Annotated in this window: 26 protein-coding genes; 22 read left to right on the top strand and 4 right to left on the bottom strand. The window is 35.8% G+C overall.

All coding sequences use genetic code 11. The features are described from left to right. Position 1: 1 nt before the first annotated feature. The 7 genes from infA (at position 2) to rplQ (ending at position 3,369) form a co-directional block, all read left to right on the top strand. On the top strand, positions 2-217 hold the full coding sequence (gene infA, locus EK417_RS01035; protein WP_027381317.1) for a translation initiation factor IF-1: 216 nt from the start codon (positions 2-4) through the stop codon (positions 215-217). Between the two features lie 63 nt (positions 218-280). After that, entirely contained in the window at positions 281-397 is a 117-nt protein-coding gene (gene rpmJ / locus EK417_RS01030; protein ID WP_007839480.1) for a 50S ribosomal protein L36, read from the top strand. 7 nt (positions 398-404) lie between these two features. Continuing rightward, positions 405-782 (top strand): 30S ribosomal protein S13, encoded by a 378-nt coding sequence (gene rpsM, locus EK417_RS01025; protein ID WP_136521088.1) that lies wholly within the window; start codon positions 405-407, stop codon positions 780-782. Between the two features lie 12 nt (positions 783-794). Next, on the top strand, positions 795-1,184 hold the full coding sequence (gene rpsK / locus EK417_RS01020; RefSeq protein ID WP_002983263.1) for a 30S ribosomal protein S11: 390 nt from the start codon (positions 795-797) through the stop codon (positions 1,182-1,184). Between the two features lie 19 nt (positions 1,185-1,203). After that, entirely contained in the window at positions 1,204-1,812 is a 609-nt protein-coding gene (rpsD, locus tag EK417_RS01015) for a 30S ribosomal protein S4 (protein ID WP_076596994.1), read from the top strand. Positions 1,813-1,845: 33 nt separating this feature from the next. Beyond that, the gene (locus tag EK417_RS01010; RefSeq protein WP_047376582.1) at positions 1,846-2,841 is read left to right on the top strand and encodes a DNA-directed RNA polymerase subunit alpha; all 996 of its coding nucleotides are present in this window, start codon (positions 1,846-1,848) and stop codon (positions 2,839-2,841) included. A gap of 6 nt (positions 2,842-2,847) precedes the next feature. Further along, on the top strand, positions 2,848-3,369 hold the full coding sequence (gene rplQ / locus EK417_RS01005) for a 50S ribosomal protein L17 (RefSeq protein WP_066695984.1): 522 nt from the start codon (positions 2,848-2,850) through the stop codon (positions 3,367-3,369). Between the two features lie 140 nt (positions 3,370-3,509). Here the strand turns inward: rplQ and EK417_RS01000 are convergent, their stop codons facing one another. Then, positions 3,510-3,944: a hypothetical protein gene (locus tag EK417_RS01000; RefSeq protein WP_076596993.1), complete on the bottom strand. Its 435-nt coding sequence runs from the start codon at positions 3,942-3,944 to the stop codon at positions 3,510-3,512. Positions 3,945-4,511: 567 nt separating this feature from the next. Between EK417_RS01000 and EK417_RS00995 the strand changes: the two genes are divergently transcribed. From EK417_RS00995 to EK417_RS00970, 6 genes are all read left to right on the top strand, one after another. Further along, positions 4,512-5,144 carry a response regulator gene (locus EK417_RS00995; protein ID WP_136521087.1) on the top strand — a complete coding sequence of 211 codons (633 nt, stop codon included), beginning with the start codon at positions 4,512-4,514 and terminating at the stop codon, positions 5,142-5,144. Between the two features lie 4 nt (positions 5,145-5,148). Next, on the top strand, positions 5,149-5,961 hold the full coding sequence (locus EK417_RS00990) for a hypothetical protein (RefSeq protein ID WP_110366422.1): 813 nt from the start codon (positions 5,149-5,151) through the stop codon (positions 5,959-5,961). A 596-nt stretch (positions 5,962-6,557) separates the two neighbouring features. Beyond that, positions 6,558-7,346: a sensor histidine kinase gene (locus tag EK417_RS00985; RefSeq protein ID WP_136521086.1), complete on the top strand. Its 789-nt coding sequence runs from the start codon at positions 6,558-6,560 to the stop codon at positions 7,344-7,346. 67 nt (positions 7,347-7,413) lie between these two features. Then, positions 7,414-7,737: a hypothetical protein gene (locus tag EK417_RS00980; RefSeq protein ID WP_076596989.1), complete on the top strand. Its 324-nt coding sequence runs from the start codon at positions 7,414-7,416 to the stop codon at positions 7,735-7,737. A gap of 217 nt (positions 7,738-7,954) precedes the next feature. Then, complete coding sequence (gene eno, locus EK417_RS00975) at positions 7,955-9,247, top strand: phosphopyruvate hydratase (RefSeq protein WP_076596988.1); 1,293 nt, start codon at positions 7,955-7,957, stop codon at positions 9,245-9,247. 84 nt (positions 9,248-9,331) lie between these two features. After that, entirely contained in the window at positions 9,332-10,618 is a 1,287-nt protein-coding gene (locus EK417_RS00970) for a citrate synthase (RefSeq protein WP_076596987.1), read from the top strand. 60 nt (positions 10,619-10,678) lie between these two features. On the opposite strand, the gene EK417_RS00965 is transcribed toward EK417_RS00970, so the two are convergent. Together EK417_RS00965 and EK417_RS00960 are read right to left on the bottom strand one after the other, a co-directional pair. Next, positions 10,679-11,002, bottom strand: a complete 324-nt coding sequence (locus tag EK417_RS00965; RefSeq protein ID WP_110366418.1) for a nuclear transport factor 2 family protein — start codon at positions 11,000-11,002, stop codon at positions 10,679-10,681. Between the two features lie 18 nt (positions 11,003-11,020). Then, positions 11,021-11,815, bottom strand: coding sequence for an SDR family oxidoreductase (locus EK417_RS00960; RefSeq protein ID WP_136521085.1), 795 nt, complete (start codon positions 11,813-11,815; stop codon positions 11,021-11,023). Between the two features lie 121 nt (positions 11,816-11,936). Here EK417_RS00960 and EK417_RS00955 point away from each other — a divergent pair, with 121 nt between their 5' ends. Continuing rightward, positions 11,937-12,323 carry a winged helix-turn-helix transcriptional regulator gene (locus EK417_RS00955; RefSeq protein ID WP_076596984.1) on the top strand — a complete coding sequence of 129 codons (387 nt, stop codon included), beginning with the start codon at positions 11,937-11,939 and terminating at the stop codon, positions 12,321-12,323. Positions 12,324-12,411: 88 nt separating this feature from the next. Here the strand turns inward: EK417_RS00955 and EK417_RS20950 are convergent, their stop codons facing one another. Continuing rightward, the gene (locus tag EK417_RS20950) at positions 12,412-12,576 is read right to left on the bottom strand and encodes a hypothetical protein (RefSeq protein WP_168801913.1); all 165 of its coding nucleotides are present in this window, start codon (positions 12,574-12,576) and stop codon (positions 12,412-12,414) included. Between the two features lie 290 nt (positions 12,577-12,866). Here EK417_RS20950 and EK417_RS00950 point away from each other — a divergent pair, with 290 nt between their 5' ends. The 8 genes from EK417_RS00950 (at position 12,867) to EK417_RS00915 (ending at position 19,038) form a co-directional block, all read left to right on the top strand. Next, on the top strand, positions 12,867-13,781 hold the full coding sequence (locus tag EK417_RS00950; RefSeq protein ID WP_076596983.1) for a dimethylarginine dimethylaminohydrolase family protein: 915 nt from the start codon (positions 12,867-12,869) through the stop codon (positions 13,779-13,781). A gap of 108 nt (positions 13,782-13,889) precedes the next feature. Beyond that, on the top strand, positions 13,890-14,297 hold the full coding sequence (locus EK417_RS00945) for a four helix bundle protein (protein ID WP_136521084.1): 408 nt from the start codon (positions 13,890-13,892) through the stop codon (positions 14,295-14,297). 47 nt (positions 14,298-14,344) lie between these two features. Then, complete coding sequence (gene ctlX, locus EK417_RS00940) at positions 14,345-15,268, top strand: citrulline utilization hydrolase CtlX (RefSeq protein ID WP_076596981.1); 924 nt, start codon at positions 14,345-14,347, stop codon at positions 15,266-15,268. Positions 15,269-15,288: 20 nt separating this feature from the next. Beyond that, positions 15,289-15,648, top strand: coding sequence for an S-adenosylmethionine decarboxylase family protein (locus EK417_RS00935; RefSeq protein ID WP_110366415.1), 360 nt, complete (start codon positions 15,289-15,291; stop codon positions 15,646-15,648). Positions 15,649-15,650: 2 nt separating this feature from the next. Next, the gene (locus tag EK417_RS00930) at positions 15,651-17,111 is read left to right on the top strand and encodes a DUF4178 domain-containing protein (RefSeq protein ID WP_136521083.1); all 1,461 of its coding nucleotides are present in this window, start codon (positions 15,651-15,653) and stop codon (positions 17,109-17,111) included. Further along, a complete protein-coding gene (locus EK417_RS00925) occupies positions 17,108-17,302 on the top strand; it encodes a hypothetical protein (RefSeq protein WP_076596978.1) in 195 nt (64 codons plus the stop codon). Before EK417_RS00930 ends, EK417_RS00925 begins: the two co-directional genes overlap by 4 nt. Before the next feature lie 13 nt (positions 17,303-17,315). Then, positions 17,316-17,531 carry a DUF350 domain-containing protein gene (locus EK417_RS00920; protein WP_076596977.1) on the top strand — a complete coding sequence of 72 codons (216 nt, stop codon included), beginning with the start codon at positions 17,316-17,318 and terminating at the stop codon, positions 17,529-17,531. Further along, positions 17,524-19,038 carry a polyamine aminopropyltransferase gene (locus EK417_RS00915; RefSeq protein ID WP_136521082.1) on the top strand — a complete coding sequence of 505 codons (1,515 nt, stop codon included), beginning with the start codon at positions 17,524-17,526 and terminating at the stop codon, positions 19,036-19,038. The genes EK417_RS00920 and EK417_RS00915 overlap by 8 nt, the downstream gene beginning before the upstream one ends. Positions 19,039-19,066 lie beyond the last annotated feature (28 nt).

Here is a 19,066-nt window from a genome sequence, read left to right as displayed (position 1 = left end):
TATGGCAAAACAAAAACATATTGAACAAGACGGCGTTATAACGGAAGCACTTTCGAACGCTCAGTTCCGTGTAGAACTAGAAAATGGGCATATTCTTATCGCTCATATTTCTGGTAAAATGAGAATGCATTATATTAAACTTTTACCTGGTGATAAGGTGAAACTAGAAATGTCTCCTTATGATTTATCAAAAGGGAGAATCACATTTAGATATTAAACAAATGCCAAATGGAGTCTTAGGATTTCATTTGGCTATTGTTAAAAAATAAATACTATCAAAATGAAAGTAAGAGCATCAATTAAAAAAAGAAGCGCTGATTGCAAAATCGTACGCAGAAAAGGTGTACTATTCGTAATCAACAAGAAGAACCCAAAATTTAAACAAAGACAAGGTTAATTAAATTATGGCGAGAATTGCAGGTATTGATTTACCAAAAAACAAAAGAGGAGTTATCGGTTTAACTTACATCTATGGAGTTGGAAGAAGTACTTCTTCTGAAATCCTTAAAGCTGTCGGTATCAGCGAAGACAAAAAAGTCAACGAATGGAATGACGATGAATTGGCTGCAATCAGAACGTATATCTCAGAAAACGTAAAAGTAGAAGGAGAATTAAGATCTGAAGTGCAATTGAACATTAAGAGATTAATGGACATAGGATGCCAACGAGGAATACGTCACAGACTTGGATTACCTTTAAGAGGCCAGAGAACGAAAAACAACTCTAGAACCCGAAAAGGAAAGAGAAAAACTGTTGCTAACAAGAAAAAAGCTAGTAAATAATCGTTAGGAATTATGGCAAAACAAACTAAAGTAGTTAAGAAAAGAAAAGTAAAAGTTGAAGCTATTGGTGAAGCTCATATTCAGGCTTCTTTCAATAACATCATCATTTCTTTAACAAATAAAAACGGAGAGGTTATCTCTTGGGCTTCTGCCGGTAAAATGGGTTTCAGAGGTTCTAAAAAGAATACTCCATTTGCTGCTCAGATGGCAGCTGAAAATTGCTCTGCTGTAGCTCACGAAGCTGGTTTAAGAAGAGTAAAGGTGTTTGTGAAAGGTCCGGGTGCAGGTAGAGAATCTGCTATCAGATCTATCCACAATTCAGGAATTGAAGTTAGCGAAATCATTGATGTGACTCCTATGCCACACAATGGATGTAGACCACCAAAAAGAAGAAGAGTTTAATTTTTAGAATTTACCCATTATGGCAAGATATATTGGACCTAAAACTAAGATTGCTAGAAAGTTTGGTGCTGCAATCTACGGAGATGATAAAAACTTCGAAAAAAGAAAAAACCAACCGCCAGGACAACACGGTCCTAACAAAAGAAGAGGTGCTAAAAAATCAGAATATGCAGTTCAGTTGGCAGAAAAACAAAAAGCTAAATATACTTACGGTATTTTAGAAAGACAGTTTGCTAACTTATTTGACAAAGCACACAGAAGTAAAGGTGTAACAGGGGAAGTTCTATTACAACTTTGTGAATCAAGATTGGATAACGTAGTATACAGATTAGGTTTTGCTAAAACAAGATCTGGTGCTAGACAATTGGTTTCTCACAGACACATCACTGTGAACGGAGAGATTCTTAACATCCCTTCTTACTTGGTAAAAGCTGGTGATGTAATCACTGTAAGAGAAAAGTCTAAGTCTCTTGAAGTTGTTACCAATGCATTGGCTTCTAAGTCAAACTATGAGTGGTTACAATTCAACGATGAGAAGAAAGAAGGAACTTTCATTTCTGCTCCTGAAAGAATCCAGATTCCGGAGGACATTAAGGAAAACCTTATCGTCGAACTTTACTCTAAATAATTTTTTAATCAAATTTTTGCTCAACCCAATAATATGGCAATTTTACAATTCATAAAACCCGATAAAGTAATTTTACTTAACTCTGATGAATTTAAAGGTCAATTTGAATTCAGACCTTTAGAACCAGGTTTCGGGCTTACAATCGGTAATGCTTTGAGAAGAGTGTTGCTTTCTTCTCTGGAAGGATACGCTATTTCATCTATCAAAATAGAAGGTGTAGAGCACGAATTTTCAACTATTCCAGGAGTAATCGAAGACGTTACCGAAATTATTCTAAACCTTAAGCAGGTAAGATTAAAAGCTGCAGCAGAAGGCCAGGCTAACGAGCAGGTTGTTGCTAAAGTTTCAGGTCAAACGGTTATTACTGCTGGTGATTTAGGAAAGTCTATCAACGGATTTGAGGTTTTAAACCCGGATTTGGTGATCTGCAACCTAAACAGTGATGTAACTTTCGAAATTACTTTCAATATTGAAAAAGGTAGAGGGTATGTTCCTTCTGAACAAAATAAATCAAACAATGCTCCTGTAGGAACTATTGCTATTGACTCTATTTTTACGCCGATCAAGAAAGTACAATATAGCATTGAAAATTATCGTGTAGAGCAAAAAACAGACTACGAAAAACTTGTATTAGATATAGAAACTGATGGGTCTATCAGCCCTCAGAATGCTTTAACTGAGGCTTCCAAGATATTAATTTATCACTTCATGCTGTTCTCTGATGAGAGAATCACGCTTGAAACTGAAGCTGTAAAAGCATCTATCCAGTACGATGAAGAAACTCTTCACACAAGACAACTTCTTAAGTCTAAATTAGCAGATATGGATCTTTCTGTAAGAGCCCTTAACTGTCTGAAAGCAGCTGAAGTAGAAACTCTTGGAGAATTGGTTTCTTACAGTAAGTCTGATTTGATGAAATTCAGAAATTTTGGTAAAAAATCTTTGACAGAACTAGAAGAATTAGTGCATTCAAAAGGTCTTAACTTCGGTTTCGACGTTGCAAAATATAAGTTAGACGCTGATAAATAATTAATAATGAGACACGGTAAAAAATTCAATCACTTAGGAAGAACAGCTTCTCACAGAAGTGCTTTACTTTCTAATATGGCTTGTTCTCTAATTGAGCATAAAAGAATCAACACTACTGTAGCTAAAGCTAAAGCTTTAAGAGTATATGTTGAGCCTCTATTAACAAAAGCAAAAGAAGATACTACACACAACAGAAGAGTAGTATTCTCTTACCTTCAAAATAAATTTGCGGTTGCTGAATTATTCAGAACTGTAGCTCCTAAAATCGCTGAAAGAAACGGTGGTTATACAAGAATCATCAAGACAGGATTCAGACCAGGTGATGCTGCTGATACTGCTCTTATCGAATTGGTAGATTTCAACGAGCTTTACAACCCGAATGCAGAGGAGAAAAAAGCTACAAGAAGAAGCAGAAGATCATCTGCTGCACCTAAAAAAGCTGAAGCAGTAGTTGCTGAAGCTCCAGCAGTAGAAGAGAAAGTAGAAGAAGCTAAAGCTGATACTACTGAAGAAAAAACTGAAGAGTAATATTCATTCAGATATACATAAAAACCATCCGTTTTCGGATGGTTTTTTTATTTTCCATAATATGGATGAAAAGGTATATTGAGAAATAATGGGAAGGTACCCGATAGAAATGTCCCTCAATATTGAAGGACATTTTTTATTTAGATTTTTGTTCTTTTCAACTCAATAATATTATTACCCTGTTCAAGGTGAAGACTGTCTCCTTTTACTCTTGCAGTCATATCATCTTTTTTGTAAATCGTTTCATCACCTTTAGTTTCTGATTTAGGTAATGTAAATGTTTTCTTATTGCTGGTAATGGCTACTGTACTTTCCTTCGGATCATTTTTGAATACTACCTTTACTAACGTTCCGTCTGTAGCTTTATAAACAAAATCTGTTTTCTCAGTCTTCTGACCGTTGATATCCACTGTCGAGGAGCTTTGGGTTACCGAATCTATTTTTCCGTTATGGTCTGTAACCACAGTTTCTGAACTTTCTGTTTTGATAACACTTTTGTTTCCGCTTTCACTTTTTTTACAGCTCACTACCACTAGTGCCAGTACAGCACTTAGTGCTAAAAGACTTTTTTTCATGATTATATTATTTGATATTCAATATGATTTTATACTTTAATTTTACAAAAATCATGCCTTACAATATGAGAAATTTTAACCGATATTGATGCATAATTCTTTTATTTTTCTCCTTGAACATTAGGTCTAGGCAAAAAGAAAATTTTGAAATTAGAGAGAGGCGGTTCTTTTATCAAATGAGAAAATTTAAGAAGATATTGGAATATTACAGCAGGTCATCAGCAGACACTTTACGTTCCTGGAATATGGTTTAAGAAAGATAAGAACCGGATTCAGATTTTTGTGTGGATCAAATTCCATAATACCGTAAGCAGTATTGATCATCCTATCTTTGATCAGATTATGAAATAATAATTAATTTTAAAATTGTAATTATAACTTCTTGATTTTCATTTTAATTTATTGTGAAATATTTTGATTAATCTTATTTTTAAAGTGAAAAAATGATTAAATTTAGTAAAAACTAAAAGACTGAACATAACTTCAAACTCAAACTCTAATATTACACAAAGGTGTAATTGATTTCAAATTGTTTTCTGTTGAAATTTGCTACAAACAAAAAAGGTCATGAGCATTTCCATTGCCATAGTAGAGGACGAAAAAAACTACAACAATGCGTTGAAGAAGGTCATCAATTACCAGAAGGACATGAGAGTAATCGCTCAGTTCTTTGACGGGAATGATGCTATGAAAAACCTAGCCGATTTTTCTCCGGATGTAGTGATGATGGATATCCAATTACAGGATATGCTCGGAATCGAAATCATAGAAAAGCTGCGAAAAGAAATGCCCAATACACAGTTCATCATGTGTACCAGCTTTGACGATGATGAAAAGATCTTTAATTCCTTAAAAGCTGGCGCTATGGGATACCTTGTAAAAGGAGAAAGTATGGACAAGATTCTTTCTTCCATCCGGGACGTATACCACGGTGGCGCTCCTATGAGTTTTTCTATTGCCCGAAGAGTACTTATGCATTTTGAGAAAAAACTTCCTGAGATTAAGGGTTTCGATGAACTTACCGAACGTGAAAAGGAAATTCTTGAACTTCTTTCACAGGGACTTCTCTACAAAGAAATCGCAGATCAGAAATTCATCAGCATTGATACCGTGAAAAAACACGTCGGAAATATCTACAGAAAACTTCACGTAAACAACAAAGTGGAGGCAATTAATAAGTTTAACCATTTTAAAAACTGAAATTATGAGTGAAAAACAAGATTTATTAAACCTAACAGGGAGAATTCACCAACTCGTGGATTACGGAATTGTAACTGTTGATGAGTTAAGTCAGATAAAATCATTCTGTAACGATGAAATTTCTAGGCTCAATTCTAGTGAATTTATAGAGCGTACAGAAATTGACTGGAATGATTATAAAATTCGAGAACAAAGTACAAATCATGAAATTGATGCAGGAACTGCCATGGACATGACAAATGCATTTAGTAAGTCAGATGATATTGCTGGAGTTTATAAAGAAATTCTTCACATATCCTATGAAGTAGCCACAGATTTATTTAAAAATAATAAAAAGGTTAAAATTTTTATAGGTGCAGATAAATATGGATTAGTTTTTTTATACGAAGATGAAAATAAAAATGAGTACTATATTTTAGATAACAAATTAGCTAAAGAGAAAATCATTAGAGATGAATTTGACAACTATAAAAAGACGTATAATGATGGGCTTAAAAAAATATTAGATGCACTTATTCGTAGGCATGATCCAGCAACTTCAAATACCGAAAGATTTATCTTATATGATACTTTTTATGCTGAACTTGTGAGACTAAAACCAAAGTATCCGAATCTTGTTATCTCTTTTCATCCGGCAATGCATATTTCAGACGATTTGGTTGAAGTAGTAAAGGATGATGGAACTTCTTTTAAAGCAAACTATAATCACAGACTAACATTTATTATGATATTGGGTTATTACGAAGGGAATAAATTTACCCCGATATCTGGTTTAGGTGCTTATGATAGAAACGGACTCTGTCCTCCGGGGTGCTAAATGATCATTCTTGATATAATATACTATATTGTAATTATTACAAATTTTACTGTTTCCATAATTGAAAAGAAATTATGGAAACAATTATTTTGGATTTATTTCGGAATTACAATTATAACTGAAATATTATTTACAATAAAAGCAAGCTTTGTAGCTGCAAGAATGTATAATTATCTGGATCTGTTCTGTATAATTTATTTTGGATATATTTATAATAAAGAGATTAATGATAAATACGTAATTAAGGTAACCACCCTTTTATTTTTTATATTGGGAGGAATATTTATTTTCATTTCCAAAACTAATTATTCCATCATTACAGGGTACTTATATTGTATTTTTTTGTTTTTCATTTCCTTGTTTTGGTTTTATAAGAAAATATCAAGTAAAGATCAAGAAGAGAATATTTTGAATTTATGTTTTTTTTGGATAAGCAGTTCATTATTATTTTGGGCAATGTTTTATATTTTTAGGATGTTTCCGATGTATTTATTTAATAAAAAAGACCCTGAGTTTTTAAAAGAAATATCTTATGTGTTTACTATAATTAATATAATTGCATATTCATTATTCTTACGAGGTTTATTTTGCAAACGATGAAAAATCTTCCATTAGAAATAAAGATCGTATATATAACGGCTATCATTGTAGTGATGCTGTTTGTATTGTTTATCATCTTTGTTGTTCTAACATACAATCGAAAACAACTTCTTTATCTTAAAGAACAACAGCTCAAAGAAGCTGAGTACCAAAACCAGCTCCTCCAGAAAGAACTGGAAAAACAAAAAATGCTGGAACAGGAGAGAGAACGTATCTCCCACGATATGCATGATGATCTCGGAGCCGGAATTTCAGCATTAAAACTTCAGGCAGAATTTCTGAAACAGAAAGCAGAAGACGATGATCTGCAAAACGATATCGATGAACTTCTGAAAACCTCTGAAGAAATGAATATCTCCATGAGAGAAATGCTTTGGAGCCTGAATTCAGGAAATGACACTCTGGGAAGCTTTGTAGACTATGCTATCCTTTATACCGGAAACTTTTTGAAGAAAACGAAAATAGTGGTGCAGTCAGAATATGAAGGTATCATAGCAGAAAAGCCTATTTCCACAGAAATGAGACGTAATCTTTTTCTCTGTTTAAAAGAAGCTGTTAATAATGTGTACAAACACAGTCATGCAAATATTTTGAAACTTTCATTTTCACAGGAAGGAAATAATTTCTCTATGAAAATATCAGATAATGGAATCGGGATTTCTGAGGTACATAAGCAAGGTAATGGTCTTAGAAATATGAAACGAAGAATGAGCGAATTGTCTGGTGAATGTGACATCATAACCGAAAACCCCGGAACCAGTATGGTTTTCAAAATAACAGTATAAATTACCCTTTTGTGTAATTGACATATCTGGTTTTTAGAGGGAAATTTGATATATAAAACTAAAAGCCATGAAAACTCTTATTAACGACATCGAAGACTTAGAAGGTGCTTTAAAAAACAACAGTGATCTTCAGGAGAAATTCAAAACCAACCCTGTAGAAGCTATAAAAGGTGTAGAGATAAGAAATCCGAAAGAAACCGATTATTGGATCTACCGAATTATTGTTCTTATGCTCGGGCTGGCGGTGATCGCCATTATTGCAGGACTTATTATTCTTTCCGTTCACAGTAAAGAAAAACCGGATAGTCAGTTGGTAACAATCTTTGCTACTATTTCATCAGGAGCAATAGGTGCCCTGGCAGGTCTTTTATCTCCTTCTCCCAGAAAATAAAAGTAACTTATGAAACGTATAATAAAGCTCACTTTTTAAGGTGAGTTTTCTTTATTATTGCCCCATTTTAAATTCCTGACCTATTGGCTTTAAAATGGGGAATTATCATAATATAAATTAACTAAAATTTAACTCGGATTTATTTCAAAAAAATACGCTGAAATACCCCTGAAAGTTAAATTTTGATTAAATTTGTCTAAACTAAAAAAAATAAAAAATGAGTGCAATTTCTTACATAGAAGCAAGACAGATTTTAGACTCCAGAGGAAATCCTACCATTGAAGTAGATGTATTTACAGAAAGCGGGGCAATGGGCCGTGCAGCTGTACCTTCAGGAGCATCTACAGGTGAACACGAGGCGGTAGAATTACGTGACGGCGGTTCGGAATATCAGGGAAAAGGAGTCCTGAAAGCTGTTGAAAATGTAAAAGAAGTAATTGCAGAGAATTTAGTAGGGCAACCGGTTTTTGAACAAAACTATATCGATCAGATTATGATTGATCTTGACGGAACGCCTAACAAAGGAAATCTTGGTGCTAATGCTATTCTTGGTGTTTCTTTGGCGGTAGCCAGAGCTGCAGCTGCAGAATTGGGAATGCCTCTTTATAAATACGTAGGCGGAGTGAACGCAAACACTCTTCCTGTTCCAATGATGAATGTAATTAACGGTGGATCTCACTCAGATGCTCCTATTGCATTCCAGGAATTCATGATTATGCCGGTAAAAGCAGATTCTTTCTCTCACGCTTTGAGAAAAGGAACTGAAATTTTCCACAACCTAAAATCGATCCTTAAAGGAAGAGGTCTTTCTACAGCAGTAGGGGATGAAGGAGGTTTTGCTCCTACTTTCAACGGAACTGAAGATGCTTTGGATACATTACTTCAGGCGATCGAAAAAGCAGGTTATAAGCCTGGTGACGACATCATGCTGGCATTAGACTGTGCTGCTTCAGAATTCTATAAAGACGGAACCTACGATTACAGAAAATTCGAAGGAGACAAAGGCGCTCACAGATCAAGAGAAGAGCAGGTTTCTTACCTTGCAGAATTGGCTGCTAAATATCCTATTATCTCTATCGAAGACGGTATGCAGGAAGATGACTGGGAAGGATGGAAAATGTTAACTGATAAAATCGGTGACAGAGTACAGCTGGTAGGTGATGATTTATTTGTAACCAACGTAGACAGATTATCAAGAGGAGTAACCGAAGGCATTGCGAATTCAATCCTTGTAAAAGTAAACCAGATTGGTTCTCTTTCTGAAACAATGGCTGCTGTACAGATGGCTCAGAATAACAAGTTTACTTCAGTGATGTCTCACAGATCAGGAGAAACTGAAGACTCTACAATTGCTGATTTAGCAGTAGCAATGAACTGTGGACAGATCAAGACAGGTTCAGCTTCAAGATCAGACAGAATGGCAAAATATAACCAGCTGTTAAGAATTGAAGAAGCACTTGGTGAAACTGCAATTTTCCCGGGTTTAGGAGCATTTAAAATTAAAAGATAATCGAATTTATAAATAACGGCAAGCGATAATTTTTGTTTGCCGTATTTTATGGAAAGTAGTATATTTAAAAAAAATAAATAAATAATGTCAGACAACAAAGTAATATTGAATTACGACGGTAATTCATATGAATATCCAATCGTGGATAGTACTATCGGAGACAGAGGGATTGATATTTCAAAATTAAGAGACCAGACAGGTTTGATCACTCTGGATTTAGGTTACAAAAATACAGGGGCTACTATTAGCGACATCACTTACTTAGACGGAGATAAAGGAGAATTATTCTACAGAGGTTATCCAATCGAGCAGATTGCTGAGAAATCTAACTTCACTGAAGTAATGTATCTTTTATTACATGGAGAATTACCTACTCAGGACCAGTTTACTTCATTCGACAACAATATTAAACAATATAACTTCATCGCAGACGAAATGAAAAAAATCATTGATGTTTTTCCTCGTTCTGCTCACCCTATGGGAGTTTTGTCTTCTTTAACTTCTGCTTTGACAGCTTTCAACCCGAAAGCCGTTAACGTAAACTCTAAAGAAGAAATGGATCATGCTGCTGAGCTTATGATCGCTAAGTTCTCTCACCTTTGTGCATGGACTTACAGAAAAACTCAAGGTTTACCATTAAACCACGGTGATAACAACCTGAACTATGTAGAGAACTTCTACAAAATGGCCTTCAGATTACCAAACGCTGATTTCGAAATCGATCCGGTAGTGGTAAATGCTTTAGATAAATTATTAATCCTTCACGCAGACCACGAACAAAACTGTTCTACTTCTACAGTAAGAATGGTAGGTTCTGCCCACACAGGCCTTTTCGCTTCTATCTCTGCCGGAGTATCTGCACTTTGGGGACCACTTCACGGTGGTGCTAACCAGGCTGTAATCGAAATGCTTGAAATGATTGAGAAAGATGGTGGTGACGTATCTAAATATGTTGCTAAAGCTAAAGATAAGAATGATAACTTCCGTCTAATGGGATTCGGACACAGAGTTTACAAAAACTTCGACCCAAGAGCGAAAATCATCAAGAAAGCTGCTGACGATATCCTTAAAGCATTAGGCATCCAGGATAAAGCTCTTGACATTGCAATGCAGTTGGAAAGAGTAGCGCTGGAAGACGAATACTTCGTAGAAAGAAAACTATATCCAAACGTAGACTTCTACTCAGGGATCATATACAGAGCATTAGGAATTCCTACAGAAATGTTTACCGTAATGTTTGCATTAGGAAGACTTCCGGGATGGATTTCCCAGTGGAAAGAAATGAGACTGAAAGGAGACCCGATCGGAAGACCAAGACAGGTTTACCAAGGTGCTCAGGAAAGAAACTACATCGACATCGCAAGCAGATAATATTTGCTTACAATATAAAAGAATCCCAAAGCTTGCTTTGGGATTCTTTGTTTTTACAACTTATTCAGTAATAGCTAAAGCCATAATAAGATCGTTCTTCGTTCGGAAATGAAAATTCAGCATTGCCGGACTTCCATCAAAAGAACCGGAAATATTAATTCTTAAAACGGTTGTATTATCCTTCACCGAAAAATCTTTTACCTCAAACAAGGTTTTGTATTCATTATTGGATTTTTCATTCCATTGTCTTATTTCCTCTTTTCCGGTGTATATTTTTCCTTCATCAAATACGGATGCCTGTTCAGAAAAACAGTTAGAGAAAGAAATACTGTCAAAAAGTTCCTGCGCCTTCAAGAATTCCTGTAAAATGTTAGGTAAGTTCATATTGTTATTTTTAAATGATTAAACAGTTGGAATAGTGCCGCCATCTATTACATATTCGGTCCCGGTTAGATATTGTGCCCGTGGAGAAACTAAAAATCCAACAAACTCTGCAATATCTTCTGGCTGGGCAGGTTTACCAATGGGAATTCCACCCAACGCATCCATGACACTTTGAGTAGCCTCTTCTATTGAAGTTTCTGAACTTTTAGCAATGCGTTCCATCATTCGGATGGCAGATGAGGTCATGATCCAGCCTGGAGAAACGGTAAGAACACGAACTCCCTTTGGAGAAACTTCTTTTGATAAACCTTTACTATAATTGATCAATCCGGCTTTGGCAGCAGCATAGGGTAATGTTGAATCAAATAAAGGTAGCCTTCCCTGAATGGAGGCAATATGAATGATCACTCCCGTTTTTCGTTCCAGCATTTGCGGCAGAAATCCTCTGTCTAAACGAACGGGTGCCAATAAATTGGTCTGAATTGTATTTTCCCAGTCTTCATCACTTAAAACAGAGAAGCCACCACCTGGCGTTTCTGAACCACCCAATGTATTAATTAAAATATCAAGCTTGCCAAAAGTAGACAACACTTCTCTTACCAGCTTTTCAGTACCTTTTGCCAGGCTGAGATCTCCTGAAATAAAATGAAGTTGATTATTCATCTCTTCAGGCTGATTTCTTGCAGTGACAATTACAGTAGCACCAGCAGTGAGTAATCTTTCGGCAATAGATTTTCCGGTTCCTCTTGTTCCTCCGGTCACCAAAGCAATTTTACCTGACAATTCGTTGTTAAAATGAAATGATTCTGTCATGATTTCTTTTTTGTACAAATTTCAGGAGTATGACAGGCTCTTACAAGTACGGTCTTACGAATCGCATAGGGATAAATTAATCCCCTATTGTGATCTCATCTCATTGTGTTACATTTGTTTTATGTACGAAAGAAAAATCCCACCCAATCTGAATTGCGGTCTTGATCTGATTGCTGAAGTGCTCTATGGCAAATGGAAGATCCGTTTGCTATGGTTTATTAATGAAGGATTTCAAAGGCCAAGTGAATTACAACGGAAAATTCCTGATGCTTCCCGCAGAGTATTGAATGTTCAGTTAAAAGAACTGGAAGAACATGATCTTGTCACTAAGAAAATTTATCCTGTTGTGCCACCAAAAGTAGAATACAGGCTTACGGAATTCGGACAGACATTGATTCCGGTAATTGCCACATTAGGGAAATGGGGTGATGATCATGAAGAACGCTTACGGATATTGATATTGAGGAGGCTTGAAAACTTGTCACATAGTGAGAGAAACAATATCTGATATTAGCTTTTTTGATTTAATATCAGGTGAATAAATCTATAAAATAGTAGAAGAAAACCTGCTTTTTCAAGCAGGTTTCCGTTTTTTATTATGGACATTGGCATCTGTCGCAAGTCCAGATATAACATTTTCCTGTATCGTCCCACTCGCAGCATCTTCTGCCAGTTGAAATCGGAGCTCCTCCCATTACAGATTTTTGTTGATCTCTTCCTAATTTGTGTGCATTTTTCAGCACCGGATTGTTCTTGTTCATGACTTTGATTTTTGGTGTTAATAGTTACGTTTTATTGTTTATAATTTCGCGAAAATTATATCACTAATATAGGAAATTAAATAATATAATTATCTTTTTTTTGATTCTTATGTAGATGGAAAATAGTAAGTTGTAGATGTTTTTGGGACTATTCACTGCAGTTGGCCGGATATACAAGCAAATTTTATTGAAGAGTGCTGATTTTAGAAATTAAATTTAATACATAAAATAATCCAAAAGTTTCCCAGATAGAGACCTTTACTTATATTTGTAGTATTGCATAAATCTTTATGAGACTAAATATTAAAAACGAAACAGGTAGGCTGAAGTCAGTAGTTCTAGGCCAGCCTAATTCATTGGGACCAGTTCCCACATTAGAGGAAAGTTATGACGCGAAGTCATATTACTCTATAGAACACAACATTTATCCTAAAGAAGAGGATATTATCAATGAAATGAACGCTTTTGAAGCGGTTTTAAAAAAGTATGGCGTTGAAGTTCTACGTCCTAGTATCATCAAAGATTACAATCAGGTTTTTTCAAGAGATGTAGCCTTTGTGATTGATGACAAGATGATCATTTCCAATGTGATTGCAGACAGAGCAGACGAACAGGAAGCCTACAAAAGTGTTTTTGAAAAAGTAGCATGGAGAAAGATTATCAACCTTCCGGAAACCGCACACATTGAAGGAGGAGATGTAATTGTATGGAATGACTTTCTTTTCATAGGAACCTGCTTCAGTGAAGATTACAGAAACTATAAAACGGCAAGAACCAACGAGTATGCTATCGAAATCCTGAAAGAATATTTTCCAAAGAAAAGAATCATAGATCTGGAACTGAAGAAAAACGATAAAGTTCCGTTTGAAGGTATTCTGCATCTGGATTGTACATTTAATCCGGTAGGAGAAGACAAATGTATCATTTATAAAAACGGATTCGTAGACGAAAGTGATTACCGTTTAATCATCGATATTTTCGGCGAAGAAAACTGCTTCCATATCAATGATGAAGAAATGTTTGAAATGTTCCCGAATATTTTCTCTATTTCCCCTGATGTAGTGGTTTCAGACAAAGCATTCACCAGAATGAATAACCATTTAAGAAACGAGTGGGGAATGACTGTTGAAGAAATTCCTTACAGAGAAATCTCCAAAATGGGAGGCTTGTTGAGATGTTCTACAATGCCGCTTGTGAGAGAATAATTGGGTAGAAGTGTTTTAGGATTTGAGAGTGGAAGTGTTTTTAAGGTCTGGAAGTTATAGTGTTGGTGGATTTAAATATTTTTTTAATTTAAAAAAAAATATTTGGGTATGTCGACAATTAAATTTCATCAGGACTTAAAAGTTTATCAACAATCATTTGAAACAGCACAGGTGATTTATGAACTCTCAAAATCTTTTCCGAAAGAAGAACTTTACTCTCTTACAGATCAGATAAGAAGATCATCAAGATCTGTAACAGCCAATATCAGTGAGGTATGGGGAAAAAGAAAATATGAAAAATCCTTCGTTGCTAAACTTACGGATTCAGAGGGAGAGGCAAGAGAAACCCAGATATGGCTTCAGTTTGCTTTTACCTGCGATTATATGAATGAAGAGCAATATGAAAATTTGCACAAACAATACAACCAAATAATAGGAATGTTAGTTAATATGATGAGCCAGTCTGAAAAATGGTGTTCATTTTCTCCGATTAGAAAGGAAGAAAATAATTTATAAACCGTTGTGAAAACACTCATACGCTAATACCTTCAAACTTAGAAAAAATGCAAACAACAGATACAGTATTAATGATAGAGCCGATTGCATTCGGTTACAACGCTGAAACAGCGAAAAATAATTACTTTCAGGTAGAACAGACGGGTTCTGATATCCAGTCAAAAGCATTGGCGGAGTTCAATACCTTTGTTGGAAAGCTGAGAGAAAAAGGAATTAATGTAATTACTATAAAAGATACTTTAGATCCCCATACTCCGGATTCTATTTTTCCGAATAACTGGGTAAGTTTTCACAAGGATGGAAAAGTGGTTTTATATCCCATGTTTGCTTCCAACAGAAGAGTGGAACGAAGAGAAGATATTATTGAAAGTATCCGGGAACAGGGATTTGATGTAGTTGAGGTAGATGACTGGTCTTTCTCCGAAACTCAGGGACACTTTCTGGAAGGAACAGGAAGTATGATTTTTGATCATGATAACAAAATTGCTTACGGCTCGGTTTCCTTGAGACTGGATGAAAAACTGTTCAGAGAATTCTGTACAAAATACGGATTTACTCCCGTTGTTTTCCATTCTTTCCAGACCGTAGGAACAGAAAGACTTCCAATCTATCACACCAATGTCATGATGTGTGTGGCAGACAAGTTTGTCGTAATCTGTCTTGATTGTATTGATGATGAGCTGGAAAGAGAAAAAGTAGTGGAAACGATTAAAGGTTCAGGAAAAGAAATTATCGAAATTTCTGAAGAACAGATGCAGCAGTTTGCAGGAAATATGCTTCAGGTTCAGAATAAAGACGGTAATAAATTCCTTGTGATGAGCCAGACTGCTTACAAGTCCTTGTCTTCAGAACAGGTAGCAGCTATTGAAAAATACTGCGAAATTATCTATTCAGACCTGAATACCATTGAAGTAAATGGTGGAGGAAGCGCAAGATGTATGCTTGCTGAGGTTTTTCTTCCAAAAAAATAATATATTTACGAAAAAATTAATTGAAACCATTATCAAGTAAAGGTTTACATATTCTTCTGACTTTGGAAACTGAGTCAGAAGATTTGTTATTAGACAGCAAAGGATTTCTGGCATTTACAGAAGAAATTCTGAAAACCAAAGAGGTGGAAATTGTAGGAGTAACCAATCATATTTTTGAAAATGACAGCTTTACTTCCGCCGTGATCCTTAAAGAGTCTCACCTTTGTATCCACACGTGGCCGGAATTTAAACAGCTTACCTTTGATGTTTTTCTCTGTAATTATACACAGGATAACACTACAAAAGTAGAGCAGATTGCAGATGAAGTGGTTCAGTATTTTAAAGCTAATACCATTCAGAAACACAAAATTTACAGATAAAAATGCACTATGTCTGCCCAGCATGCGAAGCCGAAAATAAATTAGATCTTACCTTTCCTGTTGAAGAATACGTTTGTATGACCTGTTCCCATCTCATTGATGTAGCCGGGAACAAAAAGACTAAACATTTGAAAATACCGACAGAAAACGTTGTGTTAGATGTCGGACAGAAAGGAAAAATTGACGGCGTAGAATATACGGTTGTTGCGATTACTGTCAAAAAATACGGAAACAGTATTTTCTGGCGGGAATATTCTTTAAAAGACAGCAAAGGAAATGATGCTTTCCTGAGTGAAAGCGATGGGCATTGGATATTCCTGGTCCCAATGCATCCTGATGATTTTAAAGGTAAAAATTTGAAATTACCAACCTATGCCGGGCGAACTTATCGCTGGTACGAAAACACTCCATGCAGTATTTATGCTGCTTCCGGTTTTTTTGATGAACACCTTGATTTCAGCGTTGCGACCTACAAAGAATATGTCAATGGAACCCGTATGATCTCTCAGGAGAAGACCGGTAGGAAAAGCCAGTATTTTTATGGAGTTCACATTTCAAAATATGAGGTAAAAAGAGCTTTTAAAATAGCTCACATGCCCTATTATACAGGAGTCGGGATCGTTCAGCCTTATTATTTTGATATGAAACAGGCTGTGAACATCTTTTGTGTGGCTGCATTAATGATTTGCCTGCTTCAACTGTATGTTTATATTTCAAGAACAAACGAAACTGTTTTTGAACAGTCGGTCAACTTTGCTGATGTTAAGGATAAAGAACTTGTAAGCAAAAGTTTTACTCTTTCCGGAGGCTCAGCACCATTAAAAGTCAATGCCTTTTCAGCAGTAGACAATTCATGGGCCAATGTTCAGCTAAGCCTTGTGAATGAGAATACCAACGAAATTGTTTATACCTCCAAAGATATTGAACAATACCACGGCTATGAAGACGGCGAAAGCTGGTCAGAAGGAAACCAGTCTGAAGAATTCAACCTTTGCGGGGTAAGCTCAGGAAAATATCATTTTCTTATTTCAGCAGAAAAAGAAGGATCATTACTGCCCGCATTTTCCGGTCTTCAGTCGCCAGATTCAAAAGTATTAATTTCCAGAGATAAATCCGGGATTTTGGATGTAACAGATATCTATAAAGCGCAATCTACCACTTTCATAGACGGAAAGACTTTAGAAAAAGATACAACAGAATTGGGTAAACTGGTGAAAGCATCCTTCGGAACTTCCAAAATAGACTCTCTGATCAATGCTGAAGGGCTAAAACTCACTACAGATGTTATTGCATCCAATAACGATGTGAAGATCAAGGCAACCTGGCTTCCCGTTTCATTCTGGAACTTCGGATTTATTTTATTCATAATGGTTGCTCTCTTTATAGCTATGTGGATAGGAAGGCATTTCTTTAATGTTAATAAATGGAAAAACAGTTCAAATACCCCTTATGCCACATCATGATGACTACTATTTTACATTACATAAGACAAAACTGGATGCTCTGTCTGATCGGAGGCTTTTTCATGATCTGGTTTGTATACCTTACTTATCAGGGAAATCAGGTATGCGATTGTGCCAAGACGGAAACATACCGGGACGGAACTACCAGAAGCCATTCCAGAGCAGGATTCTACAGATACTATCACAAATAAAAATATAAAAACTATGGACAACATCAATTTCTTACCCATATTAAACTCGGTTCTTTACTCATTCTTAGGAATCGCAATTCTTCTCGTTTGCTATTTCATCATCGAAAAACTTACACCGGAAAAAACATGGCATGAGATCTCTCAGAACAAAAACATAGCATTGGCTATTGTATTCGGGGCATTTATCATCGGAATTTCTATGATTATAAGCGCGGCAATTCATGGATAAGAAGAGGATTCCTCTTGAGCTGCTTTTATTGTTTTCAGTATTCGTCATTGCTACATGTGGACTGATTTATGAGCTGGTGGCCGGGGCTCTGGCGAGCTATCTTTTAGGAGACTCTGTAAAGCAGTTTTCCTTCATTATCGGGGTGTATCTATTTTCAATGGGAGTAGGTTCCTATCTTGCGAAATTCATCAAAGGAAATCTTATTGATAAATTCATTGAGATCGAAATCCTCGTAGGAATCGTTGGCGGAATAAGCTCTGTGGTGCTATTTATTCTGTTTAATACGCTTGCCCATTTTGAAAGTGTTCTCTATCTCTTTGTCTTTTTCACAGGCTGTCTCGTCGGAGTGGAAATTCCGCTTCTGATGAACATTCTGAAAGACAGGGTTCAGTTTAAAGATTTAGTTTCAAACGTCTTTGCATTCGATTATATCGGGGCTTTACTGGCATCGATTCTTTTTCCGTTGGTTTTAATTCCAAAGCTGGGCATTGTAAAAACACCTTTGTTTTTTGGACTGATTAATATCTCTATCGCGATATTTCTATGCTATTACCTTACAAAGGAATTGTCAAAACCTTTATCACTCAAAGTAAAATCTATTGCAGCATTTACATTTCTGTTAGGTCTTTTCTTTTTCTCAGATACGATTTTATCTTACTCTGAAGAAAAACTGTACGGAGAAAATGTAGTGTACACCAAAAGTTCACCCTATCAAAGAATTGTTTTAACGAGAAATACCCACGAGTTCCGTTTATATTTAAATAACAACTTACAGTTTTCATCCACGGATGAATACCGTTATCATGAAGCTTTGGTACATCCCGCAATGTCTATGGCAAAAAATATTGATAATGTTCTGATCCTTGGAGGAGGTGATGGCTTTGCCGCCAGAGAAGTATTGAAATACAAAGACGTTAAAAAAGTAACCCTTGTAGATTTGGATGGTGAAATGACCCAGTTTTTCAAAACCAATGAAACCATGCGCAGGCTGAACCAAAGTTCTTTTTCCAATCCGAAAGTGGAAATCATCAATAAAGACGCTTACATTTGGGTAAAAGACAGCAAAAAGAAATTTGACGTCATTATCATCGACTTTCCGGATCCGTCCAATTACAGCTTAGGAAAATTATATTCCCTGCAATTTTATAAAGAACTGGAGAGGTTAACAACTCTTGATACCAAGATTGTGGTTCAGACCACCTCTCCGTATTTTGCTCCGAAATCTTTCTGGTGCATCGAAAAAACGATCAACCAGATTTTTCCTTTCACAGCAGCTTATCACACCTATGTTCCGTCTTTTGGGGAATGGGGATTTTCTATGGCTTCCTTTGAACCCATCAACAACAGGATCTATAGAAAACTCCCTGGTTTGAAATACTATGATTACAACTTTTCACAGATGTCTTATTTCAATAAAGATATGAAATTGAAAGACGTAGATGTTAACCGTCTGGATAACCAGATATTAGTCCGTTATTTCGATGAAGAGTGGGGGAAAGTACAGTAGAAAGGATTTTCTTACAACTATATTTTTA

The organism is Chryseobacterium candidae, assembly GCF_004916905.1.
Taxonomy (GTDB): Bacteria; Bacteroidota; Bacteroidia; order Flavobacteriales; family Weeksellaceae; genus Chryseobacterium; species Chryseobacterium candidae.
This window is presented reverse-complemented; position numbering and strand designations above follow the sequence as displayed.